This window comes from Kribbella speibonae (genome assembly GCF_004331375.1).
Classification (GTDB): domain Bacteria; phylum Actinomycetota; class Actinomycetes; order Propionibacteriales; family Kribbellaceae; genus Kribbella; species Kribbella sindirgiensis.
Genome location: NZ_SJKC01000003.1, coordinates 541,255 through 564,127, shown reverse-complemented (window position 1 = coordinate 564,127; position 22,873 = coordinate 541,255). Strand labels below are relative to the sequence as shown.

The 22,873-nt window shown below is 69.4% G+C and carries 24 protein-coding genes; 12 read left to right on the top strand and 12 right to left on the bottom strand.

What is annotated here, in order from left to right; all coding sequences use genetic code 11:
- The first annotated feature begins 10 nt into the window (after positions 1–10).
- Together catA and catC are read left to right on the top strand one after the other, a co-directional pair.
- Positions 11–856 carry a catechol 1,2-dioxygenase gene (gene catA, locus E0H92_RS23985; protein WP_131460075.1) on the top strand — a complete coding sequence of 282 codons (846 nt, stop codon included), beginning with the start codon at positions 11–13 and terminating at the stop codon, positions 854–856.
- Positions 856–1,137, top strand: a complete 282-nt coding sequence (gene catC, locus E0H92_RS23980; RefSeq protein WP_131497777.1) for a muconolactone Delta-isomerase — start codon at positions 856–858, stop codon at positions 1,135–1,137. The genes catA and catC overlap by 1 nt, the downstream gene beginning before the upstream one ends.
- Here the strand turns inward: catC and E0H92_RS23975 are convergent.
- From E0H92_RS23975 to E0H92_RS23960, 4 genes are all read right to left on the bottom strand, one after another.
- Positions 1,097–2,419, bottom strand: a complete 1,323-nt coding sequence (locus E0H92_RS23975) for a sensor histidine kinase (RefSeq protein ID WP_131497776.1) — start codon at positions 2,417–2,419, stop codon at positions 1,097–1,099. The genes catC and E0H92_RS23975 overlap by 41 nt on opposite strands.
- Before the next feature lie 2 nt (positions 2,420–2,421).
- Entirely contained in the window at positions 2,422–3,114 is a 693-nt protein-coding gene (locus E0H92_RS23970) for a response regulator transcription factor (protein WP_131287356.1), read from the bottom strand.
- Positions 3,115–3,228: 114 nt separating this feature from the next.
- Positions 3,229–3,870, bottom strand: a complete 642-nt coding sequence (locus E0H92_RS23965) for a hypothetical protein (RefSeq protein ID WP_131497775.1) — start codon at positions 3,868–3,870, stop codon at positions 3,229–3,231.
- A 14-nt stretch (positions 3,871–3,884) separates the two neighbouring features.
- Complete coding sequence (locus tag E0H92_RS23960) at positions 3,885–4,706, bottom strand: tryptophan 2,3-dioxygenase (protein ID WP_131287360.1); 822 nt, start codon at positions 4,704–4,706, stop codon at positions 3,885–3,887.
- An 82-nt stretch (positions 4,707–4,788) separates the two neighbouring features.
- Between E0H92_RS23960 and E0H92_RS44250 the strand changes: the two genes are divergently transcribed.
- The 8 genes from E0H92_RS44250 (at position 4,789) to E0H92_RS23915 (ending at position 13,737) form a co-directional block, all read left to right on the top strand.
- On the top strand, positions 4,789–5,304 hold the full coding sequence (locus tag E0H92_RS44250) for a hypothetical protein (RefSeq protein ID WP_165549932.1): 516 nt from the start codon (positions 4,789–4,791) through the stop codon (positions 5,302–5,304).
- Positions 5,305–5,477: 173 nt separating this feature from the next.
- Entirely contained in the window at positions 5,478–6,845 is a 1,368-nt protein-coding gene (locus tag E0H92_RS23950; RefSeq protein ID WP_131498354.1) for a glycoside hydrolase family 76 protein, read from the top strand.
- A gap of 143 nt (positions 6,846–6,988) precedes the next feature.
- The gene (locus tag E0H92_RS23940; RefSeq protein ID WP_165549931.1) at positions 6,989–9,082 is read left to right on the top strand and encodes a hypothetical protein; all 2,094 of its coding nucleotides are present in this window, start codon (positions 6,989–6,991) and stop codon (positions 9,080–9,082) included.
- Entirely contained in the window at positions 9,079–9,567 is a 489-nt protein-coding gene (locus tag E0H92_RS23935; RefSeq protein WP_131497772.1) for a hypothetical protein, read from the top strand. The genes E0H92_RS23940 and E0H92_RS23935 overlap by 4 nt, the downstream gene beginning before the upstream one ends.
- Complete coding sequence (locus E0H92_RS23930) at positions 9,560–12,034, top strand: Hsp70 family protein (protein ID WP_131497771.1); 2,475 nt, start codon at positions 9,560–9,562, stop codon at positions 12,032–12,034. Before E0H92_RS23935 ends, E0H92_RS23930 begins: the two co-directional genes overlap by 8 nt.
- Positions 12,031–12,945, top strand: coding sequence for a hypothetical protein (locus tag E0H92_RS23925; RefSeq protein ID WP_131497770.1), 915 nt, complete (start codon positions 12,031–12,033; stop codon positions 12,943–12,945). The genes E0H92_RS23930 and E0H92_RS23925 overlap by 4 nt, the downstream gene beginning before the upstream one ends.
- 17 nt (positions 12,946–12,962) lie before the next feature.
- Positions 12,963–13,454, top strand: coding sequence for a DUF2505 domain-containing protein (locus tag E0H92_RS23920; RefSeq protein WP_131497769.1), 492 nt, complete (start codon positions 12,963–12,965; stop codon positions 13,452–13,454).
- Positions 13,455–13,530: 76 nt separating this feature from the next.
- A complete protein-coding gene (locus E0H92_RS23915; protein WP_131287374.1) occupies positions 13,531–13,737 on the top strand; it encodes a hypothetical protein in 207 nt (68 codons plus the stop codon).
- A gap of 3 nt (positions 13,738–13,740) precedes the next feature.
- On the opposite strand, the gene E0H92_RS23910 is transcribed toward E0H92_RS23915, so the two are convergent.
- Together E0H92_RS23910 and E0H92_RS23905 are read right to left on the bottom strand one after the other, a co-directional pair.
- Entirely contained in the window at positions 13,741–14,403 is a 663-nt protein-coding gene (locus tag E0H92_RS23910) for a hypothetical protein (RefSeq protein WP_131460087.1), read from the bottom strand.
- A 47-nt stretch (positions 14,404–14,450) separates the two neighbouring features.
- Entirely contained in the window at positions 14,451–15,314 is an 864-nt protein-coding gene (locus E0H92_RS23905; RefSeq protein WP_131497768.1) for an esterase/lipase family protein, read from the bottom strand.
- Positions 15,315–15,454: 140 nt separating this feature from the next.
- Between E0H92_RS23905 and E0H92_RS23900 the strand changes: the two genes are divergently transcribed.
- Positions 15,455–16,087, top strand: coding sequence for a TetR/AcrR family transcriptional regulator (locus E0H92_RS23900; protein ID WP_131497767.1), 633 nt, complete (start codon positions 15,455–15,457; stop codon positions 16,085–16,087).
- 2 nt (positions 16,088–16,089) lie between these two features.
- Here E0H92_RS23900 and E0H92_RS23895 read toward each other — a convergent pair whose 3' ends face one another.
- Together E0H92_RS23895 and pruA are read right to left on the bottom strand one after the other, a co-directional pair.
- Positions 16,090–17,142 (bottom strand): hypothetical protein, encoded by a 1,053-nt coding sequence (locus E0H92_RS23895; RefSeq protein WP_131460090.1) that lies wholly within the window; start codon positions 17,140–17,142, stop codon positions 16,090–16,092.
- 65 nt (positions 17,143–17,207) lie between these two features.
- Positions 17,208–18,836: an L-glutamate gamma-semialdehyde dehydrogenase gene (gene pruA, locus E0H92_RS23890; protein ID WP_131497766.1), complete on the bottom strand. Its 1,629-nt coding sequence runs from the start codon at positions 18,834–18,836 to the stop codon at positions 17,208–17,210.
- Between the two features lie 128 nt (positions 18,837–18,964).
- On the opposite strand from pruA, the gene E0H92_RS23885 reads away from it, so the two are divergent.
- Positions 18,965–19,354, top strand: coding sequence for a nuclear transport factor 2 family protein (locus E0H92_RS23885; protein ID WP_131497765.1), 390 nt, complete (start codon positions 18,965–18,967; stop codon positions 19,352–19,354).
- 6 nt (positions 19,355–19,360) lie between these two features.
- On the opposite strand, the gene E0H92_RS23880 is transcribed toward E0H92_RS23885, so the two are convergent.
- Genes E0H92_RS23880 through E0H92_RS23865 form a run of 4 tightly spaced genes read right to left on the bottom strand, consistent with a single transcriptional unit; the run spans position 19,361 to position 22,728 of the window.
- Complete coding sequence (locus E0H92_RS23880) at positions 19,361–19,813, bottom strand: VOC family protein (RefSeq protein ID WP_131497764.1); 453 nt, start codon at positions 19,811–19,813, stop codon at positions 19,361–19,363.
- Positions 19,810–20,736, bottom strand: a complete 927-nt coding sequence (gene ku, locus E0H92_RS23875) for a non-homologous end joining protein Ku (protein WP_131460095.1) — start codon at positions 20,734–20,736, stop codon at positions 19,810–19,812. Before ku ends, E0H92_RS23880 begins: the two co-directional genes overlap by 4 nt.
- A 16-nt stretch (positions 20,737–20,752) precedes the next feature.
- Positions 20,753–21,274, bottom strand: coding sequence for a DUF6912 family protein (locus E0H92_RS23870; protein WP_131460096.1), 522 nt, complete (start codon positions 21,272–21,274; stop codon positions 20,753–20,755).
- Positions 21,271–22,728 carry a WS/DGAT/MGAT family O-acyltransferase gene (locus E0H92_RS23865; protein WP_131497763.1) on the bottom strand — a complete coding sequence of 486 codons (1,458 nt, stop codon included), beginning with the start codon at positions 22,726–22,728 and terminating at the stop codon, positions 21,271–21,273. The genes E0H92_RS23870 and E0H92_RS23865 overlap by 4 nt, the downstream gene beginning before the upstream one ends.
- Between the last annotated feature and the right edge of the window lie 145 nt (positions 22,729–22,873).

Genomic DNA, 22,873 nt, shown 5'->3' with positions numbered 1-22,873 from the left:
GGAGAACATCATGACCACAGTGCACGATTCACCGACCGCGGCCGGCTCCGGCGCGAACGCCAGCTCGAACTTCAAGGACCGCGCGCGAGACACCGCCGACGTCTCCCCCGAACGCGTGAGCACAGTCGTGACCGCCGTACTGCACGGTGTCCACGCGGCGATCCGCGACAACCAGGTCACGTACCCGGAGTTCCAGGCCGCGAAGGCGTGGCTGATGGCGGTCGGCGAGGGCGGCGAATGGCCCTTGTTCATGGACGTTTTCGTCGAGCATGTGGTGGAGGAGGTCGCGGCCTCGTCGCAGCGCGGGACACTCGGCACGATCGAGGGTCCGTACTATCTGCCTTCGCAGGTCCAACTGAACGCTGACTGTGAGCTGCCACATCGCGAGGACGAGAAAGGTACGCCGCTGGTGCTGCGCGGTCAGGTCCGCGACCTGGACGGTACGCCGTTGGCGGGCGCCGAGGTGGATATCTGGCACGCCGACGCCGACGGGTACTACTCCGGGTTCGCGCCCGGGGTACCGGACGGCAACCTGCGTGGAGTCGTCACGACTGATGCCGATGGCAACTTCTCGATCCGGACCGTGCAGCCCGCGCCGTACCAGATCCCGACCGACGGCCCGACCGGCAAGCTGATCGAAGCCGCTGGCTGGCACCCGTGGCGCCCGGCCCACCTGCACATCATGGTCCGCGCCGACGGCCACCGCACCATCACCACCCAGCTCTACTTCGCCGGCGGCGACTGGCTCGACTCCGACGTCGCCGAGGCCACGAAACCCGACCTGATCCTCGACCCGGTCGACGACGGCACCGGCGTCCGCGAGGCGACGTACGACTTCGAACTCGAGGGGAATTGATGCTGTTCCACGTCCGCATGGACGTCCAGTTGCCGCCCGACCTGGACCCGGACGCGCGCGCCTCCCTCCTCGCGCGCGAACGGGACCGGGCCCTCGAGCTCCAGGCCGCCGGCAGCTGGCCCGAACTGTGGCGGATCGTCGGCGAGTACGCCAACTTCAGCATCTTCGACGTCGAGTCGAACGACGACCTGCACGAGATCCTCTCGAGCCTGCCGCTGTTCCCCTACATGTCGATCCAGGTCACCCCGCTGGCGAGGCATCCGTCGAAGCTCGGAGCGTGATGACGACCTCGTTGCGGTGCAGGGTCAGGGTGCCGCCGGCGGCTTCGGCGCAGCGGCGGGCGATGTCCAGGCCCAGGCCGGTGGAGCCGCGGTCGCTGCGGCCGCGCTCGCCGGCGCCCAGCGGGATCCCAGGACCGTTGTCGGCGACAACTATCCGGACGACGCCGTCCGCGCGGGTCAGCGTGATCCGCGCGGGCGTTCCGTCGGGGGTGTGCGCGACGACGTTCTCCACCAGCGCGTCCAGCGCCGCGCCGAGGTCCTCACCGGACGATCGGACCGTCGCGGGCGCGTTCGGCAGGTCCAGCGCGAGCTCACGGCCTTGGTCCTCGAACAGCGGTTCCCAGAACGCGGCCCGCTGACGCGTCACCTCGACCGCGTCCGAGTGCGGGACACGGCCTTCGCGCTGCGGCCGGCGGGCGGCACTGATCACCGCGGTCAGTGTCCGTTCGAGCGTGTTGACCTGCGTGTTCAGCTCCTCGGCGCTCTCCCGGTCCGGGAGCGCCTCGACCTGCAGGCGCAGCGCAGTCAACGGCGTCCGCAGGCGGTGCGACAGGTCCGCGACGGCCTCGCGTTCGACCGCGATCACCTCGTCGATCCGGTCCGCGAGCCCGTTCAGCGCGGAGCCGACCTTCGCGACCTCGGCCGGCCCGGTCGTCGGGGCGCGCGCGTCCATGTCGCCGCGGGCCAGGCGTTCCGCCGTACTCGCGGTCTCCTCCAACGGGCGCGCGAGTCGCCGGGACACCAGTTCGGCGCCGGCGATGCTGAGCAACAGGACGAGCAGGCTCCCGCCGATGAGGACCAGGATCCTTGGGACCACACTGTCGTACAGCTCGTCGCTGGTCAGATACAGGCAGACGGAGGCCGCGCCGTTCGGCGTACCGACACCGACGTCCACCGCGAGACCGCCGCCGACGTCGCGGTAGTCGGCGTCGCCGATCTTCGGCGGGCCCTTGTCGTCACGGTCGCCGTCGCCGTACCCGGCCGGCACGTTCTTCGGCGTCGGCACCCCACCGGGCGGCGGATCGCCGAGCGTCGTACCGTCCGGCATCCGCACCGAGATCCGTCCCGGATGATCGCTCAGGCCGTTGAGGTACGCCGTGATGTCGTCGTTCGTGTGGTCCTTGTCGCCGACGTAGTACGCGACGCTCTCCGCCAGGTACCGCGCCTTGTCCTTGGACTCGCTGGCCGTCGTACTGCGCAGCAGAATCACCAGCGGGACGGCGAACGCGAGCACGACCAGCGTGGTCATGCCCACCGAGAGCAGGAGGATCCGGCGGCGCATGCTCAGCCGTCCCCGTCGGGCACTGAGAGCTTGATCCCGACGCCGCGCACGCTGTGCAGGAACCGCGGCGCGGCGGCCGTCTCGCCTAGCTTCCGGCGCAACCACGAGAGGTGGACGTCGACGGTCCGGTCACCGCCGCCCCACGGCAGCCCCCAAACCTCGGCGAGCAGTTCCCGCTTCGTCACCACGGCTCCGGGCCGGCGCGACAACGCCAGCAGCAGGTCGAACTCCTTGCGGGTCAGGTCGACCGGCGCACCGTCCACGGTCACCTCACGGCTCCGCGGATCAATCCGCAACCCGCCGACCTCGACCGTCGACTCCTCGTGCGGGTCCTGTCCGAGCCGCCGCAGTACGGCGCGAATCCGGGCATCCATCTGCGCCGCGCTGAACGGTTTGATCACGTAGTCGTCCGCGCCCGCGTCCAGCAGCCGTACGACGCTCGCGTCGTCGTCCCGCGCCGTCGCCACGATGACCGGTACGTCACTGACCGCCCGCACCATCGCGAGCACGTCCCGCCCGTCGAGGTCCGGCAGCCCGAGATCGAGCAACAGCACCTCGGGCCGCTCCCGCGCGACCGCCGCGACCCCGTCGGCACCGGCCGCGACCGCCGAGACCACGTGCCCAGCCGCCGTCAGAGACTTCCCCAACGACGTCCGAATCGCATCGTCGTCCTCGACCAGCAGCACCCGCGCCATGCCCCGAGCGTATCCGCCGACCCGGCGGCCGATCCTCAAGCTGGTGTTAAGGGCGGACGCCCACCACTCACCAACCTCGCGCCCGCGCAGTCGGCCACGCTCGGCGGGCCGGGTTCACGGGGCATCGGCGGGGGTTTCTGAGTGCTGGAGGTCCGGCGGTGGCTTCAGCCCGGTGCTCCGGAGTTCGAGGGTCGCCAACGCTCTGACGACCTCGCGGTCGCCCTCGCGCCAGGCGGTGACCGGGTCGGCGGAGATCTTCGCGAGTTTGTGCATCGGCTGGTTCGCCATCGCCCGCAGCGCGAACAGGTCCAGATCCGCCGCGTTGTCGATGAACCGCTGCGCCGCCGTGGCCCGGCGCGCGAACCGGATCCGGCGCGGCAGCCAGATCAGTACGGCGAACAGCACCGGCACCCCGATCGTCACGGCCGCCAGCACATACGCCAACTGCTCCACCGCGTGCGCCTGGTCCCGCCCCGCCTGCGCCAGCTTCCCCGCCGCGCCGGCCGCACCGTCGATCGGCGCCCGCAGCTGATCCCCGACCGCCGGCACCTTTCCGATCGGCTCGGACATCCGCCGCAGATCCCCCGCCAGCCCGTCCCCCGCCTCAGCCGCCTTCCGCCCCGGCGCCCCGAGCGCATCGGTCACCTTGTAGACCAGCAGACCGAGCTCCACACATGCCCACACCCACGCCGCCAGCACCAGATCACCGACAACCTGCCCGAACCGCTGAACCGGTACGTCGGAGTAGAGCTTCAAGAGGCCCGCCCTGGCTAGAGGTTGCTGCGGAGGTTCCAGAGGAGAGGGTAGTAGCGGAGGTCGAGACGGCTGCGGAGGTAGTTGGCGCCGGACGAACCACCGGTGCCCGGCTTGGTGCCGATCATGCGCTCGACCATCACCACGTGGCGCGCCCGCCACGCCGCGGCGAGTTCGTCGTGCTGGACGAGGGCCTCGGCGAGTTCCCAGATGGCAGCGTAGTGCGAGCGGTCGCCGGCGACCTTGCGGAGCGCGTCGCGGATGGCGTCCTCCGAGTCGGTGTCGAAGCCCGACTTCCCCAGTACGTCGAGATACGCGTCCCAGAGCGTCGGCTCCTCCAGCCGGCGGCGCAGGCGGTCCTTCTCGATCTCGGTCAGCCCGCGGAACCGGCGTACGAAGGACGGATCCTTCGCGCCGGACAGGAACTCGATCTCGCGGAACTGCACGGACTGGAACCCGGATGCGGGCGACAGCCGGTGCCGGAACTCACCGAAGTCCTGCGGTGTCATCGTCTCGAGGATGTCCACCTGCTGCGTCAGCACGCGCTCGATCGTGTGCACCCGCCGCAGCAGGTGCTCGGCCAGCCAGTGCTCACCGGCGAGCATCGCGTCCCGGGACGCGGTCAGCTCGTGCAGAACCTGCTTGAACCACAGCTCGTACACCTGGTGGATCGTGATGAACAGCAGCTCGTCGTGCGCCGGCGGATCGGACTCCAGCCGCTGCTGGTCGAGCAGCTCGGCCAGTCGCAGGTAGCTGCCGTACGTGAGCCGGCCGCCCTCCTCACCGAAATGCACGTCGACCCCGCCCCACTGCCCCGCAACCCCGTCACCAGTGCTCATGACACGGAGACTAACCGACCATTTCGTGACCGGTCAGTGATTCGTTCGTTGGTTCTTCCGTACGCCGAGTTCGAGGAGATGCATGTCCGCCACGGTCGAGACACCGATCGTTCCCGGTCCGGTTCAGGGGCCGACGCGTGAAGAGCCGCTGATCGAGGCCCTGCTGCTCGACGACTACCGGTCGCTCGTCCACCTCGCTTATCTGATCCTCCCGCCTGCGATCAGCCGGGCGAGGCGGGTGGCGGCCGCGCACGCCGTCGTCCAGCGGGCGCTCCCGCCGGGGCTGCCGCTCCCGAGCGCCCTCGTACTCCCGTCGAGCCTGACCGTGCCGCCGGACGTCAGGGTTCCGGCGACCAGGCACCGGGAGTTCCTGCGCCGCCGGGTCGTCGAGGAGGCGACTCGGCAGGCGGAGCATCGGCCGTTCCTCGCCCGCCTCGGCAGCGCACTCGCACCGGCCGACGAGCTCGGTTTCGACCCGTGCGGCCTCCGCCCCGACCGGTCCGCGATCGGCCGCCGCCAGGCCCGCGGCCGCCGCTTCGCGATCGCGGCGACCCTCGTCCTCACCGCCGGGATCCTCACCGCGCTCCTCACGCTCTAGCCCGCATCACGTCTTGACGTGGTGTCGCGCCCCACCTACCTTCAGTGACACCGCTCTCTTCCTACCGCCCCAGGGAGATCTGTGATGTACGTTGGAATCGTTTCCAGCCTGTCCCTGCTGATCGCTCCCCTCGGCGCACCCCGCCCGCGCCGGCTGAGACCCCCTCGGTGAACATGTCGACCCAGGCAACGATCTGCAACAAGTACTGCGACGCCCGCGACCCGGCCCTCGCACCGACCGACCGCGCCCCGGTCTCAGCCACGCTCTTCGGCCGCACGATCACCCTGCACTTCGACGACGACGACGCGATGGACTGGGCCTCGATCGAGAACGGCAGTCCCGGCGACGAGGTCTGGCTGGACCGCTCGATGGACGGCGGCCGCACCTGGTCCGGCGGCAGCCGCCTCGGCAACACCGCGATCCCGGCCGGCCAAGGCGGCTGGCGGACGCAGATGTTCAACGTCGACGACTGGAACAACCTCGGCGTCGGAGCACTCCGCGCATGCGGCAAGGCCGGCGATCGCGCCGACATCGCCTGTACGCCGTGGGCCCGTACGACGTGGAACGCCTGGGACCGTCGTACGGCGGCCGCGACCGCGTTGATGCAGGACTACAACCTGACCAGCGGACTGTTCGACACCACCGGCTGGTGGAACTCGGCGAACGCCCTGAACGCGCTGATCGACAACGCCCGGGTCAGCGGGATGCAGAGCTACCGGTACGCGATCGGCAAGACCTACGACCTGAACCTGACCAAGTTCGAGGGCCAGTTCCGCAACGACTACATCGACGACACCGGGTGGTGGGGACTCGCGTGGGTCGCGGCGTACGACCTCACCGGGGAGGCCCGCTACCTGCAGACGGCCCGGGCGGACGCCGATCACATGGCGGCGTACTGGGACAGCACGTGCGGTGGTGGCGTGTGGTGGAGCGAGGCGAAGACGTACAAGAACGCGATCTCGAACTCGCTCTACATCCAGCTGAACGCGCAGCTGCACAGCCGGATCGGCGGCGACACGACGTACCTGCAACGTGCACAGGCCGGGTGGACGTGGTTCCAGCAGACCGGGATGATCAACGGGTCGCACTTGGTGAACGACGGGATCGACCTGTCCACGTGCAAGAACAACGGCGACACCGCGTGGACGTACAACCAGGGCGTGCTGATCGGCGCGCTCACCGAGTTGTCCAAGGCAACGAACAACTCGGCGTACCTGACGTCGGCCCGCCAGCTCGCCGACGCGTCGACCACGGCGTCGTCGCTGCACACCGCGGACGGCATCCTGCGCGAGCCGTGCGAGAGCGGCGACTGCGGCGGCGACGGCCCGTCGTTCAAGGGCGCGCACGTCCGCGGCCTCGGCAAGCTGAACGCGGCGCTGTCCGACCACCCGTACACGTCGTACCTGCAGCGCCAGGCCGACCGCGCCTTCGCGGCCGACCGGACGCCGATGGACCAGTACGGATTGCGCTGGTACGGCCCGGTCGACAAACTCGACGCCGCCCGCCAGCAATCGGCGCTCGATCTGCTCAACGCCATCTGAAAATGCAGGTTCGGTCCAAGGTCTGTCCACAGGGGATCCAGGGGAGGTCCAGACCGGTCTGAAGGCGGCCGAAAGGGTCCGTTTCCGGTGTCAGGGTGAAATGACGGGGTCGCACAGGACCCGACAACCCTGGGGGTGAGCCGGTGGCGGATCCGATTGTCGACGAGTTGCGGAGACTGGCCGGGCCGGACCTGTATCGGCGGAACGCCTTCCGGATCAGCGGTCTGCTCGCGGATGCGAACGCGCGCACCACCCGTCAGGTCGCGCAGCGGTTGCGCGCGGCGCTCGAGGTGGGCGCCGATATCGACCTCGGTACGGCGTCCTCGCGCGACCCGCACGAGATCCAGGCCGCCTGTGACCTGATCCTCGGCGACCCGCGCCGCCGGCTGGTCCACGAGGTGTTCGCGCCGTGGGGCGACGACGTCTCCGGCTGCGGCTGCCATCCGCAGGTGCACCAGGACCACGACGCCGCGGTCGCGGCCCACCACGAGTCGATCAGCCGGGAGCAGAGCCGGGGTACGCCGGACATCGAGTGGAGCCGTGCCTCGCAGTCCTGGTCGAAGGTCTCCGGCGCGCTGACGAACCATCTGGAGTACCGGGTCCGCGTGCTGGACGACCGGCAGCTCGACGACTCGGCCGTGGCCGGGATCGAGCGGGAACTGCCGCGGACCCTCGTCCAGCCGGCCGTCGATCTCGCCGTCAACGGTCCGCTCGGCCGTACGGGCGTGCTGGTCAAGACGGCGCGCAGGTTCCCGAAGGCGGAGACCGTGCACCGCAGGCTGGTCGAGGCCGCTGCCGCGCCGCTGTACGAGGACCTGGAGGAACGCCGTACCCAGGTGGCCCGGCGGATCGGTGAGGAACCGGTCGACCCGCTCGTCGCCGAGATCGAACGCGACCTGCTGCCGCAGCTGAAACGACTCGACGCCCTGCTGCCGCCGAAGGACAACCACCGGACCTCGGCGCTGCACGACCAGCTCGCGATCCTGCTCAACAACTGCGCCGTCGAGCTGATGAATCGCGGCGACGCCGGCGACGGCCGCGCCGAACGCTGGCTGGACCGCGCCAGGAAGCTGGTGATCGACCAGCGCGACCGCGACCTGATCACCGAGAACCGCGACGCGGTGCTCGAGAACCAGCGCGCGATGCGGGAGTTCCGCGAGCAGGTCGAGTACCTGTTCCGGATGAGCGGGAAGTACGCCGCCCAACGGCTGCTCCGGCAGGCGCGGGCGCAGACCAGCTCGCCGTCGGTCCGCGCCGAGATCGACCAGATGCTCGCCGAGATCTCGGCCGGCACGTTCGACTCGTTCTACTCCCCTTCACCACAGACGACGAGACCGACCAGGCCGCCGCGGAAGCCCGTGTCCCCGAAGCGCCGCCGCGGTCGCCGGCTGGTCGCCTGGCTGCTCGTCCTCGCGCTGATCGGTCTGGGCGTGTGGCACTGGTGGCCGCAGAAGATCAGCATCTCCAACGACAAGATCTCCGACAACGCACCGGCCGGGACCTGCCTGGACGAGCAACCGGCCGGCCCGCAGACAGGTCTCAGCGGCAGCGACTGCGACTCGCCGCACTGGGGCGAGATCATCGGGTACGTCGCGATCACCAAGGTGCCCGCGACGTACCCGGGCGACGCCCAGGCGAACGCGCTCGGCCAGTTCCTGTGCGGCGAGAAGATGGTCCAGCAGCGTCTGAACGACGACGTGTACGACGTGACCACGCTCCACGCGCCCGCGCAACGCTGGAACAACGGCAAGAACTCGAGCAAGTACGAGAACTACGCGGCCTGCGTGGTCCATCGGCAGGACGGTCTCGACCTCCACGGCGGACTGACACCGATCGCCGAGCTGAAGGATCCGAAGCCGGTCGCGATGGACCTGCAGGCCAAGAAGGTCGCCGACAACGCGCCGGTCGGCACGTGTGTCCGGGACCGGATCAACGGCCAGGTGACCGACGGAGCACTCATCGACCAGGTCATGATCGTCCGCTGCACCGAGTGGCACTGGGGTCAGATCTTCGGCTACCCGACGCTCTACGAAGCCGGCCAGTCCTTCCCCGGCGACAGCGAGGTCAACGCCCTGTCCCGGAAAGCCTGCGCGGCCAGGATTCCCAGCCTGCCGGGTTTCGCGACCTGGGTCGGGCCGCCGGACTATCCGTCGTGGTCGGACCTGGAGCAGGTCAAGTACGCCATCTGCGTGGTGCACCGCGCCGACAACAAGCCGTTCAAGGGAGCAGCGAAATGACCTGGGCCTGGTTCCGCCAGTGGCGGCAGCACAAGGCGTTCCGGATCGCGGCGCCGAGCTGGTCCGGTTCGGCGTACGACGACCTGGAACGCTCCCTCGCCGAGCTCGGGCAGACCGCGGCGCAACCCGCCGAGGACGCGGACGACGACGCGCTCGCCGAGGCCGCGACCAATCTCTGGCGGGCCCGCCGCAAACTTGCCCAGGGCAACGATGGCCAGGGGAAGCAGGCTGCGCGGTACCTGCGGACCTGCGCCGGTGCGCTGGCGTCCGCGGGGCTCACCGTCCAGGACCACGACGGGGAGCCGTTCCACGCCGGCCGTTCGGTCGACGTACTGCTCTACTCCGACGATCCCGAGGTGACGGTCGAGACCGTCGTCGAGACCGTACGGCCCGCCGTGTACCACCACGACCGGCGGATCCAGACCGCCCAGGTGATCGTCGCCGTACCCACCGGCTCGAAGAACAGCGAGGACAGCCATGCGTGACACCATCGACATCGGGATCGATCTCGGCACCACCAACAGCGCGATCGCCCTGGCCGAGGGCGACACGGTCACGGTGATCAAGAACAACGAGAGCCAGGACACCACGCCGTCGGCGGTCTGGATGCCGCGCGCGGGCGAGGTCCGGGTCGGCACGAAGGCTCGCACCCGGGCCGAGTCCGATCCGGAGAACACCGCGTCCGAGTTCAAGCTGGAGATGGGTCTGGCCGATGTGGCCCGGAAGTTCGTCCGGGCCGGCGTCCAGCTCACGCCGCCGCAACTGTCGGCCGAAGTCCTGAAATCCTTGCGCCACGACGCGGGCCGGTTCCTGAACGAGGCTCCGACCGCGGCCGTCATCACGGTCCCGGCGGCATTCGCGCTGAACCAGAACAAGGCGACCGTCGAGGCCGCTACCCTGGCAGGGTTCGTTCCCGGTTCGCCGCTGCTGCAGGAGCCGACCGCGGCCGCGTTCGCGTACGGGCTCCAGGACACCAGCGACCGGGCGTACTGGATGGTGTTCGACTTCGGCGGCGGCACCTTCGACGCCGCGGTGGTGAACAAGCGCGACGGCGAACTGCGGGTGCTGCACCACGCCGGCGACCCGTACCTGGGCGGCAAGCTGATCGACTGGGCGCTGGTCGAGCGCGTGCTCGCACCGGCGGCGGAGGCAGAGTTGGGGCTGTCCGACTTCCGCCGCGACAACCCCGCGCACGCACACAACTTCGCCCGGCTGAAGGCGGCCGCGGAGGAAGCCAAGATCGCCCTCTCGGGCATCGAGTCGACCTCCGTCACGGTCGAACTCGACACCCCGGGCGGCGACCGCGAGGCGTTCGACTTCACGCTCTCCCGCGGCGCCCTCGACCGCGTCGCCGAGCCGTACTACGTGCGCGCGATCAACCTCTGCCGCGAAGCGATGCGGGAGAACGGCCTGTCGGCGGACGCGATCGACAAGCTGCTGCTGGTCGGCGGTGTCACGCTCTCCCCCGGTCTGCGCGAACGGCTCGCCGACCCGGCCTCCGGCATCGGCATCGAACTCGAGACCCGGCTGGACCCGTCGACCGTGGTCGCGCGCGGCGCGGCGTTGTTCGCGAGCACCATCCGGCATCCCGCCCCGCTGGCCGCGGCCCCGGCAGCAGGCGAGTTCGCCGTCGAACTCTCGTACGAACCGGCCGTCACCACGACCACGACGACCGTGGCGGGCCGGCTGCGCGCCGGGCGGGACCTGGACTGGACCGGGTACTCCGTCGTCCTCGCGAACCCCGAAGGCCGGCCGCCGTTCCGGACCGCCAACATCGCGCTGAACCGGGTCGGCGCGTTCGCGACCGAGGTCGACGTGGACGAGCGCCGGACATCGCGGTTCACCGTCGAGCTGATCGACCCGGCCGGCGCGCCGCAGAAGGTGGTGCCGAACACGCTGTCGATCACGCACCGGACCGAGACGTTCGGCGGGGCCCGGCTGGCGCATTCGCTCGGCATCCAACTGGCCGACAAGACGTTCTCGCCGCTGCTCCGCAAGGGCGCCGGCGTGCCGACGACGGAAACGGGCAAATTCCGTACGTCGTACACACTGCTCCGGCGCGACGACGAGGCGATGATCCAGATCCCTGTCGTCCAAGGGGAACGGGTCCGCGCGAACCGGAACCGGCCGGTCGGGATGCTGACGATCAAACCGGTCGACCTGCGGATGGACCTGCCGGTCGGGACCGAGGTCGAGGTCACGTTCGAGGTGGACGCGTCGAACCTGGTCACGGTGGTCGCCGACGTCCCGCTGATCGGGGCCCAGTTCGAGGCGGAGATCGATCTCGGGTCGGTGCGAACGCCGTCGGCGGACGTACTGACGCAGCAACTGGCCGAGGCCGAGGACCGGTACGACGTGTTGCGGCAGTCGGCGGATCTGCCGGACGTGGACGAGCGGCTGCGGCGGCTGGAGGCGGAGGGCACGTTGCCGACCGTTCGCGAGCAGGTACGGGCGTCTGCGACGGATGCCGGTGCGGCGGCGACGGCCGAGGATCGGCTGCGCGACTTCCAGGCGGAACTGGACGACATCGACGATCTGGCCGCGTTGCCGCGTCGTACTCGTCAGCTGCTCGATCTGCTCGCGGAGGCGGCCGAGTTGGTTCAGCAGTCGGGTGCGGTGCGGGACGAGCAGGAGCTGACCGCGCTGCGGGAGGCGGCGCAACAGGCGATCGACGACCGCGATCTGAAGGCGATGGACGCGGCGACGGAGCGGACCGAGATCTTCATGGCGCGGCTGTACCGCAGGCAGCCGGGGTGGTACGAGGCGGTGTACTGGGAGGTTGTGCGGTCGCCGGGGATGTTGCCTCCGACCGCTGAGGCGGATCGGTTGGTGGCGGAGGGGCGGGACGCGATCAACCGGCGCGACCAGCGGGCGGTGGAACAGGTTGTGCAGCAGATGATCCGGCTGCTTCCGCGTGATGAGCGGGAGATCATCATTGGGCTCACCCAATGACCGCCATTCGCCAGCAGGTTGCCGTCGCCCGAGCTGCCGAACTGGCCCGCCAAGGCGACCTCTCCGGCGCTGCCACCTTGCTGACCGATCTCGACGATCCTTCCCCCGAGGTCCTCGATCTGCTGGCCCGAATCCGAGCCCAGCAAAGGAGATGGGACGAAGCCGACGCCCTCTGGGCAGAGGTGGAGAAGGCCGGTGCGGGTGGGACGGTGGTGGCGGGGGCTGTTGCCGGGCGGCGGGTGGTTGCGGGGATTCGGCGGCGTCGGCGGGCTTCGCGGCCTGTGTTGCCGGGGGTTATGGCTGTGGTGCTGGTGGGTGCGGTGTTTGGTGGGGGTGTGGTTGTTTTCGGAGGTCGTGGGGATGTGCCTGTGGTGCAGACGACTCCGGTGCTGACGACTCCTACACCGACGGTCGACTCTGGCGCCGAGGAGCGAGCGGCTGAGCTGGCTCGGCGGTTGGCGGCGTTGGAGGCACAGAGGCGCGCCGAAGCAGCTGCAACCGCAGCCAAGCTGAATGCGATCGCCAAACGCGTCGCCGGCGCAGGCGTACTAGTGCAGCGCGAGAAGAACGCCGTACGCGTCGTCTTCACAGAAGGCGTGTTCGCCACCGGCACCGACCTGAGCCCAGCCGGCGAGCGCGCCCTCGCAGTACTCGGCAAACGACTCCCCGGGCTGCAGGCAACGATCACCGTGACCGGCTACTCGGTCGTCGTACCGGGCGGAACCAACTCCGGCGGTTCCCGCACCGCACTCCTCCGAGCCCGCGTCGCGACCCAGGAGCTCAGCACCGCGTCAGGTCTCCCGTTGACCGCGTTCACGATGCAGTCCGGCGACCAGGCGCACCCGCCGTACCGCACCGACGCCCAGAACCGCACCGTCACGGTCACGTTGACGCCGGGTGCCACGCCCTAGATGCCATGATGACGGGCATGGAGCTGAAGATGTCGGCGTCGTACGACGCCACCCCCGAGGAAGTGTTCGCGATCGTGACGGACAAGGCCTTCCGCGAGCAGGCCTGCGAGAAGACCAAGGCACTGTCGTACGACGTCACGGTGAGCACGTCAGGGACCGACACGGTCGTCCGGGTCTCCCGCCAGATGGAGTCCACCGACATCCCCGACATGGCGCGCAAGTTCGTCGGCGACACCCTGACCGTCGTCCAGACCGAGACCTGGCACGCCGCCGCGACCGACGGTTCGCGGACCGCGGACGTGTCCGGCGAGATCGCGAACACTCCGGTCACCCTGAAAGGCACCGCCCGGATCGCCCACGACGGCGCTCAGACCGTCCAGGCCATCGACCTGGACGTCAAGGTCGCCGTACCGCTGATCGGCAAGAAGCTGGAGCCCTTCGTCGTCGACGCCATCCGCTCCGGCCTGCAGAAGGAGCACGACCTGGGCCACGACTGGTCGGGCAAGTAACCCGTGTCGTTGCGCTGAGCGGGTCGCCTCCGGTGGCAGTCTGAGAAGAAGTGTTGCACCGGAGGTGACCCGTTTGATGCGAAGTTCCCTGCGCAAGAAACACGATCGGCCGCCGTCGACCGACGCGGCCCAGTACTGCGCGTTCTGCGCCACCGTCATGCCCTTCGAACGCATCGAGCCGTCGGACTACCTGGTGGACGAACCCGACGAGTGGATCTGCGTGAAGTGCGGCTCCGCACTCCTGGTGGACCCACCCACCCAGCAACTCCACCGATCCGCCTGACTCCTACGGCTGGTTCGCGGCGTCGGCGGTTGCGAGGTTCGTGCGCATGGTTTCGCGTACGTCGGGGGGCCAGGGGCCGGTGTTGGTGAGTGGGAGTTCGGTCATGAAGCGGCGTTCGGGCTCGGGGATGGTTGTCACCACGAGCTTCGGGTCGTCGACGACTGCCGCGTAGAGCCTCGGGCCGTCGGCGCCGAAGAGATCCGCGGCGACCAGCCGGCCGTCCGCGTTGCGCATGATGTTGTCCGGGTTGTCGTCCAGCTTCGGCCCGAACCACGGCAGCTCGCGGCGCCCCCGCTCGTGTACCCGCCGTACGACGTCCGCGAGCTCGGCGACCTCCGGTTCCCGCGCCGCCAGCGCCCGGTGGAACTCCGCAGCCTCGTCCGCGTCGACCGGCTCGAGCCATTCCATGATCTGCAGGTCCCCGCCGCCCACCAGCCGCCGATGTGCGAACAGCCGCGGAACCTGACGGGTGTACGCCGCCTCCCGGTACAACGCCACCGTGTACGGCGCTGCCGGGTCGAACGGACTGATCCGCGCCGCCGCACGACCGTCCGGAGACCGCAACGCGATCGCCCAGTCCCCCGCCCCGCAAGGAGTCCACCCGGCGTCCCGCAGCGCACGCTCTACTTCCCGATGGTTTTCGGGTGATTGCTCGTCGGGGCTCACGGTGGCGAGGATAAGCAACGGCGCGTGTGCACCGCCTCCGAATATGGCTACAGCGGCGGGCCGAACGCGCAGATCACCCGGGTGGCGTGAGTCGGGTTCAGTGCATTGGCGACCAGTTGAGCGACGGTCGGGTCGAAGGCGAGGCCGACGTGGCCGACCGGGTCCAGCGGGCAGGTGTCCTGGACGTACTCGTTGCGCACGCCGGGCTCGCGGATGAACGAGGTCTCGTGCGGCGTCACCAAGGCGTCGAAGCGGGAGGCGATCACGGTGTACTTCACGCCCGGCTGCGCGATCGGGCCCGCGGTCAGCTTCTCGACGGCCGATCCGCCGACGATGAGTTCGTCGCAGGCCGGGCAGCCGAACTGCCGCAGGACCTGGTCGACGAGCGGTCCCAGGCCGAGATAGTCACCCACGCTGACCAGCCCGCCGAACGTCGTACCGTGCGTCGGCGGGGCCAGTGCGATCACCTTGCCCACCTGGTCGGCGTACCCGAGGACCTTCGGTCCGTAGATGGACTGGAAGCCGCCCTCGGAGTGCCCGACGATGTCGACCTTCGCCGCGCCGGTCGCCGTGCGGACGCGCTGGACGAAGGACGCGATCTCCTTGGACGACTGCGTGATCGAGACCGTGCCGCCGACCGGGATCGCCGGCGTCGCCTGGCCGTAGGTGAGAGTGAAGGCGCAGTAGCCCTTCGCGGCCAGGAACGGGCCGAGGTACGAGTAGTTGCCGGGACCGTTGCCGCCGAGGCCGTGCAGCAGGACGAGCGGATTCGGATGGGCGGCCGACGGTTTGCAGGCCCAGTCGTCGAATCCCGAGGTCGAGACGGCGGAGGCGGGGGCCGCGGTGAGAGCTCCGGTCAAGAGGACGGCGGCGAGCAGGACCGCGGCGGTTCGGCGGAGGCGGTGGCGCATGACATACTCCCCGTGGATGTGTCGATGAGTGATCACTAGATCACGGGTAGTGGAGCACGTCGGCAGGTTATAAACAAGAGCTCGTGTTCATAACAAGTTCCCTCGGTTACGAATGCACCACTCGGGGTAGTGTCCTGCGCATGGGTCGCACGATACGGGGGCTGGACGCCGGGCAGCGCCGGGCTGAACGCCGCGAGCAGTTGCTGGACGCGGCGCTCAAGTTGTTCGCCGACAACGGTTATCTCGGGACGTCGATCGAGCAGATCTGCAGTACGGCGTACATCGGGACGAAGAGTTTCTACGAGCTGTTCACCAGCCGCGAGGAGTGCTACCTGGCGCTGCTCCGGCGGACCAGCGAACGCCTCGAGGCGCTGATGGAGGGCGCGGCCGCGCAGGCGACCGGGAACGAGCGGCAGGAGGCCCCGCGGCTGCTCGCGATCTTCGTGCACGCGCTGGTCGACGATCCGCGGATCACCAAGGTCACCTTCGGGATGGCGTCCGGCATCTCGGAGTCGGTCGAGCGGCAGCGCCGCACCAACCGGCGCTGGGCGGCCGGCTTCCTCGTCCAGCTCTGGGACCGGTACGACGGACCGCAGCCCGACGAGCAGCGCGCGAACCGGCACAGCGTCGCGATCGGGCTGATCGGCGGCATGTTCGACCTGGTCTCCGACTGGCTGCTGGACGCGGACCTCAGCGCCCCGCCGCAGGTGGAGGCGCTGATCGACGACCTGACGACCTTCTACATCACGGTACGGCGGGGCCTCGCGACCTGATCTCAGTCGAAGACGAGTGTGCGGAGGGCGACGTGCCCTTCCTCATCGATGACGTAGTGCGCGTGGCCTTCGTCGTCGACCGCGATGCCCTCGACCCGGCGGACGTCACCGAAGTGGTGGACCAGCTTGCTCCCGACCACCCCGCCGGAGTCGGACGTCAGCTCGAAGCGGATGTGCTCGGAGTCCGCGCGGGCACCTTCCGGGTGGTCCGCCAGTACCGTCGCCGACTTACCCGACGCGTCGAGATCCCCCACCACGGCGTCGAACACATCGCCGCCCCGCGTTTCGAGAGCTCGCAGCCCCGCCGGTGCCTCCACGCTGCCGGCATCGCCAAGGACCCAGACGTTGCCGCAGCGCGGTACGGCGTCCGGGTCGTCGAACAACTCGCCGACGTTCTCGAGCTCCACCAGCAGCGGGTGCCCGTCGGCCGTCACTGGGTACCGCAACCCCAGCAAAAGGTTGCCGTTGGCACGGAACTCGGCGGCCTCGAGGTTGATCGGATGATCGGCCGGACGCACCGTCCCGTCCCAGCTCTTGGCCTTGAGCTGTCCACGAGCGATCGTCGACTCGACGTACGCCTGCCGTCCGAGCTCCCCGACCGGGAGCAGCTCGACGTCCGCGAGCGCGTCGTTCACCGCCCGATGCAGCCCGAACCGGAACCGCACGATCTCCAGCGACACCGGCCCGACACCGGCGATCGACTGCTCCGCGACCCGCGCGATCCAGGAACGCTTGGCCGACAGCGGCCCGGCCTTCTTCCCGAACTGCGAACCGAGCAGGTACACGTACCCGTCGCGGGCGGCGCAGGCCTCGGCGTCCTCGGTCTTCCCCGCGCTCAGGCCTCCGTCGGCGTGGATCCGCCGAGCCGACCAGCCCTCGTCCAGTGCCGCTCCGGCGGCGTGCACGAGCAACGCCAGCGCGTCCTCCGCAGTCGTCTCGTCCAGGACGGTGACGAACGCCCGGTCCCAGCCGTGCCGCGCCAGCACGTCAGGCGTGAAGACACGGCACAGGTCGGAGGCTTCGTTCGGTTCGAGGTGCAGATCGGTCGCATGCATACCCGAGGAACGACGGACCGGGCGAGACTGCTCCCACCGGCCGCCGATTCCCGGGTTATCCCCGATCAACCCTGGTGCGGGTAGCGGTAGTCGGTCGGCGGTGCGAAGGTCTCCTTCATCGACCGCGGCGAGGCCCAGCGGATCAGGTTCCACATCGAGCCGGCCTTGTCGTTGGTACCGGACGACCGCGCGCCACCGAACGGCTGCTGCCCGACCACCGCACCGGTCGGCTTGTCGTTGACATAGAAGTTCCCGGCCGCGAACCGCAGGTACTCCGCCGCCTCGGCCACCGCATGCCGGTCCTGCGCGATGACCGCACCCGTCAGCCCGTACGGCGCCGAGTGCTCCATGCCCTGCATCACGCTCGCGTAGTCCGCGTCGTCGTACACATGCACCCCGAGGATCGGCCCGAAGTACTCGGTCGTGAAGATCTCGTCGGTCGGGTCGTCGGAGACCAGCAGCGTCGGGCGGACGAAGTACCCCTCGCTGTCGTCGTACGTGCCACCGGCGACCACATCGATCGAGTCCGTTGCCCGGGCCCGGTCCAGCGCCGCCTTGTGCTTGGCGAACGCACGGTCGTCGATCACCGCACCGATGAAGTTCGACAGGTCGGTCACGTCACCCATGGTCAGCGACTCGGTCTCCGCGACGATGTCGTCCTTGATCAGGTTCCACACCGACCGCGGGACATACGAACGCGACGCCGCCGAGCACTTCTGCCCCTGGTACTCGAACGCGCCCCGCACCATCGCGGTCTTCAGCACCGCCGGGTCCGCGGACGGGTGCGCCAGGATGAAGTCCTTGCCGCCGGTCTCGCCGACCAGCCGCGGGTACGTCTTGTACGACGCGATGTTCGCGCCGACCGTGCCCCACAGGGACTGGAACGTCTTCGTGGAGCCGGTGAAGTGGATACCGGCCAGGTCCGGGTGGGTCAGCGCCGCCTTGCTGACCTCGATACCGTCACCGGTGACCAGGTTGATCACCCCGGCCGGCAGGCCCGCGGCCTCGAACAGCCGCATCGTCCAGTGCGCCGCGAACTGCTGCGTCGGCGACGGCTTCCACACCACGGTGTTGCCCATCAGCGCCGGCGCGGTCGGCAGGTTGCCGGCGATCGCGGTGAAGTTGAACGGCGTGATCGCGTAGACGAAACCCTCGAGCGGACGGTAATCGACCCGGTTCCACACGCCCGGCGACGAGATCGGCTGGTCGCTGACGATCTGCCGCGCGAACGCCACGTTGAACCGGAGGAAGTCGATCAGCTCGCAGGCCGCGTCGATCTCGGCCTGCTGCACGGTCTTGGACTGGCCGAGCATGGTGGCCGCGTTCAGGGTGTCGCGCCACGGTCCGGCCAGCAGGTCGGCGGCCTTCAGGAAGATCGCCGCGCGGTCGTCGAACGACAGCGAACGCCACGACGGAGCCGCCGCCAGCGCCGCCTCCACCGCCGCCCGGCCGTCGGCCTCGGTCGCGTTCCCCAGGGTGCCCAGGACATGCGCGTGCTTGTGCGGCTGCACCACCTCGATCGGCGCACCGCCACCCACCCGCTGCTCGCCACCGATCGTGCAGGTCAGATCGATCGCACCCGCCGCGGTGAACTCCTTGAGCTTCGCCTCCAGGCTCGCTCGCTCCCCGGAACCAGGCGCGTACCCCTTGACGGGTTCGTTGGCAGGCGTCGGAACAGCGGTAACCGCATCCATGGTGCAAGCTCCTCTACTGGGTGGGGGCCGGTATGGGTGGGCGGCCTGCCCGTTGATAACACAAGCATGGTGCCACGACTCACCACGCGAAACGAACCTGACCACAGAACCGACAGCTAGGAGCGACGATGGACGCGGACGACCGGATCGCCATCACCGACCTGATCAATCTGCACGGGCATCTCGTCGACAGCGGCGAGCGGTACGACGCGTTGTTCACGCCGGACGTCGAGTACGACGTGTCGGGGCTCGGAGGGGGTGTGATCACCGGGCGGGCCGCGCTGTGGGAGGCCGGGCTCGCACTGGGCGAGAACAATCCGGTCGGGCATCACGTGACCAACATCGTGCTGACCCAGGTCGGGCCGGACGAGGTCACCGCCCGGTCCAAGGCGATCGGGATCATGGCGAACGGGAGCTGCGCGAGCCTTGTCTACGAGGACGTCGTGGTCCGGACGCCCGACGGCTGGCTGATCAGCCGCCGGGCGGTGGTTCCCAGGCGTCGTCCCTTGGGGCGGTAGTTACCGCTAGCGGCGCCAGGGCATGTGCTGGAGGGCCCAGGTGTTGCCGTCCGGGTCCTCGAACCAGGCGTAGTACACACCGCCGAGGTCCTCGGTCTCGCCGACCTCGACACCTCGGCTGATGAGCTGTTGCCGTGCGGCCTCGATGTCCTTCACGACCAGGTGCAGCGCGCGCAGAGACCCTGGCGCCATGTCCGCCATCGGCAGGCCCTTGAGCAGGCTGATCGAGCAGTACGAGCCGGGCGGCGTCAGCTGTACGACGCGGACGCCGTCGGCCGGCGACACGTCCACGTCGACAGCGAACCCGCACTGCTCGGAGTAGAACCGCTTCGCCCGATCGATGTCGGACACCGGCACCGGAATCAGCTCAAGCAGAAACGCCCCAGGCTCCACCACCGGAGCCCCAGGATCATCCGGAATCTCCGAAGCATCCTTCGGAATTTCTGTCCGCTCGCTCATGCGCTCTTCTTCGTGGCCTTCTTGGCGGTCTTCTTAGCCGGAGCCTTCTTGGCGGCGGCCGCCTTCTTGGCCGGGGCCTTCTTCGCCGCGGCCTTCTTGGCGGGTGCCTTCGGGGCCTCCGCCTCACCGGACCCACCGCCCGCGCGACGCGCCTTCGCGGCCTCGACCGAGGCGCGCAGCGCGGCGACCAGGTCGACGACCTCGGCGCCCTCCGCCTCCTCCTCCTCGGACTCCGGCAGCGGCACCCCCTCGGCCTTCGCCTGAACGACCTTCTCCAGCGCCGAGCGGTACTCGTCGTGATACTGGTCCGGGTCGAACTCACCACGCAGCGTGTCGATGTACGACGACGCCATCGCCTTCTCCTGTGACCGGATCTCGACGTCCTCCGGCGGCGCCGCGAACGCCTTGTCCCGGATCTCGTCCGGCCACAGCATCACCTGCAGCACCAGGACGTCGTCGACCGTCCGCAGCAGCCCCAGGCTCTCCCGGGACCGCAGCGCGACCTTGACCAGCGCATACAGCTCGGAGCCCTCGAGCGCGTCCCGGAGCAGCACGTACGGCTTGGCACCAGGTCCGCCGTCGGCCGCCAGGTAGTAGGACTTCCCCAGGTACAGCGGGTCGACCTGATCGGCCGGCACGAACTCCAGCACGTCGATGACCTTCTTGCTGGACAGCGGCAGGTCGGCGAAGTCGTCCGAGTCCAGCACCACCATCCGGCCGTCCGGCATCTCGTACCCCTTGCCGATATCGGAGTACGGCACCTCTTCGCCGTCGATCGAGCACACCCGCTTGTACTTGATCCGGCCCCCGTCGGCGACGTGCACCTGACGGAACGAGATGTCCTTCTCCTCGGTCGCGGAGAACACCTTGATCGGGATCGTCACCATCCCGAACGAGATGGCCCCCTTCCAGATCGCCTGCATCGCCATCAGCTCCCTGTCAGCTCAGCCCGCTACGCGGCCCCTCCGCCGCGAGCAGATCGGGGATCTCCTGTGTCGCGTACCACATCAGGTCTTCACCTTCGCACGAATCCAGGGCGAACACCGCGTCGTCGTCACCGTTGCGTGCGGCCTCCCAGAGGTCCGCGGCCTTGCCGATCACCGTGGTCGCCTGCGGCGCGTCCAGATGCACGGAGGCCACCGACCGCCACGGAATCACCACATGCAGTTCCAGCCGGGCGTCACCGAGCTCCACGGACCCGTCCGCGGGCGGCACGGCGCTGACCTCGGCCGCGATCACCACCCGTCTCCGTGCGGTCCCCGGATCGGCGGCCAGCAGTCCTACCGAGGCGCGAGCCGCCTGCGCCATCGCGGCGTACTCCAGCTCCTCGTCGTCACCTTCGACGTACCACTCGCGCAGCGCCGGCGTCACGCCGTACGCCGTCAGCGGCGCCGGGCCGATCTCGCCGGCGTTGCACACCGCGCTCAGCATCGCGAGCGTGGATGGGACGTAGACCCTCATGAGCCCGCCTTCTTGGTCTGTTTCTTCCGGCCCCGGGACGCCCGGTTCCGGCTGCCCTTGGTGGTGTCCAGCAACTCGTCCAGCGCATCGGTCACACATTGGGCGAAAACGGCCAGGTCCGGCATGGCGGTGCGGTCCGCGTTCAGACCGTAGTACACCTTCCCGTCGTACGACGTGACGCCGACCGACAGGCCCTGACCGGGCATCAACGGAACCACCGGGTACGACGCGAGCATCGGGGCGCCCTGCGCGTACAGCGGGAACTGCGGACCCGGCACGTTGGTGATCACGACGTCGTCGATCGGCCGGACCGTGGTGGTCGCGACCCGGGCGGCGAGCGCGTGCAGCGTGGTCGGGGCGAACCCGGCGATCCCGACCAGCGAGCGGGCGCTGACCGCGCGGCCGGTGTCCTTGTGCACCTTCGTCTGGTACGAGATCTGGTGCAGCCGCATGACCGGGGAGTTCTCGCCGACCGGCAGGTTGACGCTCGAGGCGATCACGCTGGAACCGAGCGAGGTCGGCTCCTCGTCCTCGTCGTCGCGGATGCTGACCGGGACCACGGCACGCACGCTGCGCGTCGGCCCGACGCCCTCGCCGCGGGTCATCATCCAGGCCCGGAACGCGCCCGCGACCACGGCGAGGATCACATCGTTGACCGTGCCGCCGTGGGCCGCGCGGATGGTCCGGTAGTCCTCCAGGCCGGTCTGCACGGTCGTGAACCGCCGCTGACCCGACGTCTTCACGTGCAGTGAGCTCTCCTGCGCATGCCGCTGCGCGACCAGCGAGCCGACCACGCCGCCGAGCACCTCGCGGACCGAGGTCGAGCCGGTCAGGCTGGCCATCTCGGCCCGGGCCAGCTCCAGGACGGCGCTCGGATGCTTCGTGGCGTCGGCGAACACCCCGGCGAGCAGCTCCAGCGCGGACGGCGGGTGCTCCGGCTGCCAGGTGTCGGTCGGTGTGTCCTTGGGGTGCGCCGTCGAGTCCAGGACGACCTGGCCGATGTCGACCGTGCTGTTGCCGTCGACAAGCGCCTGATGGGACTTCGCGATGATCGCGAACCGGTCACCCTGCAGGCCCTCGACGAGGTACATCTCCCACAGCGGGCGGGCCCGGTCGAGGCGCCGGGACATGATCCGGGCCACCAGCTCGAGCAACTGCGCGTGCGTCCCGGGGCGCGGCAGGGCGGAGCGCCGGACATGGAAGGTGATGTCGAACTCTTCGTCGTCCACCCACACCGGTCCGGCGAACCGGCCGGGCACCTGCTGGACGCGCTGCCGGTACTTCGGGACGAACGTGATCCGGTCCCGGATCAGCGCCACCAGACTCTCGTAGTCGAACCCCTCGTCACCGTGCACCGGCGGCTCGAAGATGTCGACCGTCCCGACATGCATCGGGGTGGCCGGCGACTCGGCCTTGAGAAAGGTGAGGTCGAGCGACGTCAACCGGTCGGGCACGGCGGTCACCTTCCTCTCAGTTCGACGGATTCTCACCCTAGCTGCCTCGACCGACAGTGGGCTGCGACACTGCTTGTACGGGAACACTGAGCTATCCGTGTTCGTCAGGCAAGAGGGTGCGTCACGCACCCGGATATGTCACATG

What these genes read in the sequence shown, in the direction of transcription:
- E0H92_RS23975 (WP_131497776.1), bottom strand. Translation starts at nt 2,419, where the DNA reads ATGCGCCGCCGGATCCTCCTGCTCTCGGTGGGCATGACCACGCTGGTC.
- E0H92_RS23920 (WP_131497769.1), top strand. Translation starts at nt 12,963, where the DNA reads ATGGAGCTGAAGATGTCGGCGTCGTACGACGCCACCCCCGAGGAAGTG.
- E0H92_RS23895 (WP_131460090.1), bottom strand. Translation starts at nt 17,142, where the DNA reads ATGCATGCGACCGATCTGCACCTCGAACCGAACGAAGCCTCCGACCTG.
- catC (WP_131497777.1), top strand. Translation starts at nt 856, where the DNA reads ATGCTGTTCCACGTCCGCATGGACGTCCAGTTGCCGCCCGACCTGGAC.
- E0H92_RS23880 (WP_131497764.1), bottom strand. Translation starts at nt 19,813, where the DNA reads ATGAGCGAGCGGACAGAAATTCCGAAGGATGCTTCGGAGATTCCGGAT.
- E0H92_RS23960 (WP_131287360.1), bottom strand. Translation starts at nt 4,706, where the DNA reads ATGAGCACTGGTGACGGGGTTGCGGGGCAGTGGGGCGGGGTCGACGTG.
- catA (WP_131460075.1), top strand. Translation starts at nt 11, where the DNA reads ATGACCACAGTGCACGATTCACCGACCGCGGCCGGCTCCGGCGCGAAC.
- E0H92_RS23900 (WP_131497767.1), top strand. Translation starts at nt 15,455, where the DNA reads ATGGGTCGCACGATACGGGGGCTGGACGCCGGGCAGCGCCGGGCTGAA.
- E0H92_RS23935 (WP_131497772.1), top strand. Translation starts at nt 9,079, where the DNA reads ATGACCTGGGCCTGGTTCCGCCAGTGGCGGCAGCACAAGGCGTTCCGG.
- pruA (WP_131497766.1), bottom strand. Translation starts at nt 18,836, where the DNA reads ATGGATGCGGTTACCGCTGTTCCGACGCCTGCCAACGAACCCGTCAAG.
- E0H92_RS23885 (WP_131497765.1), top strand. Translation starts at nt 18,965, where the DNA reads ATGGACGCGGACGACCGGATCGCCATCACCGACCTGATCAATCTGCAC.
- E0H92_RS23950 (WP_131498354.1), top strand. Translation starts at nt 5,478, where the DNA reads ATGTCGACCCAGGCAACGATCTGCAACAAGTACTGCGACGCCCGCGAC.
- E0H92_RS23970 (WP_131287356.1), bottom strand. Translation starts at nt 3,114, where the DNA reads ATGGCGCGGGTGCTGCTGGTCGAGGACGACGATGCGATTCGGACGTCG.
- E0H92_RS23905 (WP_131497768.1), bottom strand. Translation starts at nt 15,314, where the DNA reads ATGCGCCACCGCCTCCGCCGAACCGCCGCGGTCCTGCTCGCCGCCGTC.
- E0H92_RS23870 (WP_131460096.1), bottom strand. Translation starts at nt 21,274, where the DNA reads ATGAGGGTCTACGTCCCATCCACGCTCGCGATGCTGAGCGCGGTGTGC.
- E0H92_RS44250 (WP_165549932.1), top strand. Translation starts at nt 4,789, where the DNA reads ATGTCCGCCACGGTCGAGACACCGATCGTTCCCGGTCCGGTTCAGGGG.
- E0H92_RS23925 (WP_131497770.1), top strand. Translation starts at nt 12,031, where the DNA reads ATGACCGCCATTCGCCAGCAGGTTGCCGTCGCCCGAGCTGCCGAACTG.
- ku (WP_131460095.1), bottom strand. Translation starts at nt 20,736, where the DNA reads ATGCAGGCGATCTGGAAGGGGGCCATCTCGTTCGGGATGGTGACGATC.
- E0H92_RS23930 (WP_131497771.1), top strand. Translation starts at nt 9,560, where the DNA reads ATGCGTGACACCATCGACATCGGGATCGATCTCGGCACCACCAACAGC.
- E0H92_RS23915 (WP_131287374.1), top strand. Translation starts at nt 13,531, where the DNA reads ATGCGAAGTTCCCTGCGCAAGAAACACGATCGGCCGCCGTCGACCGAC.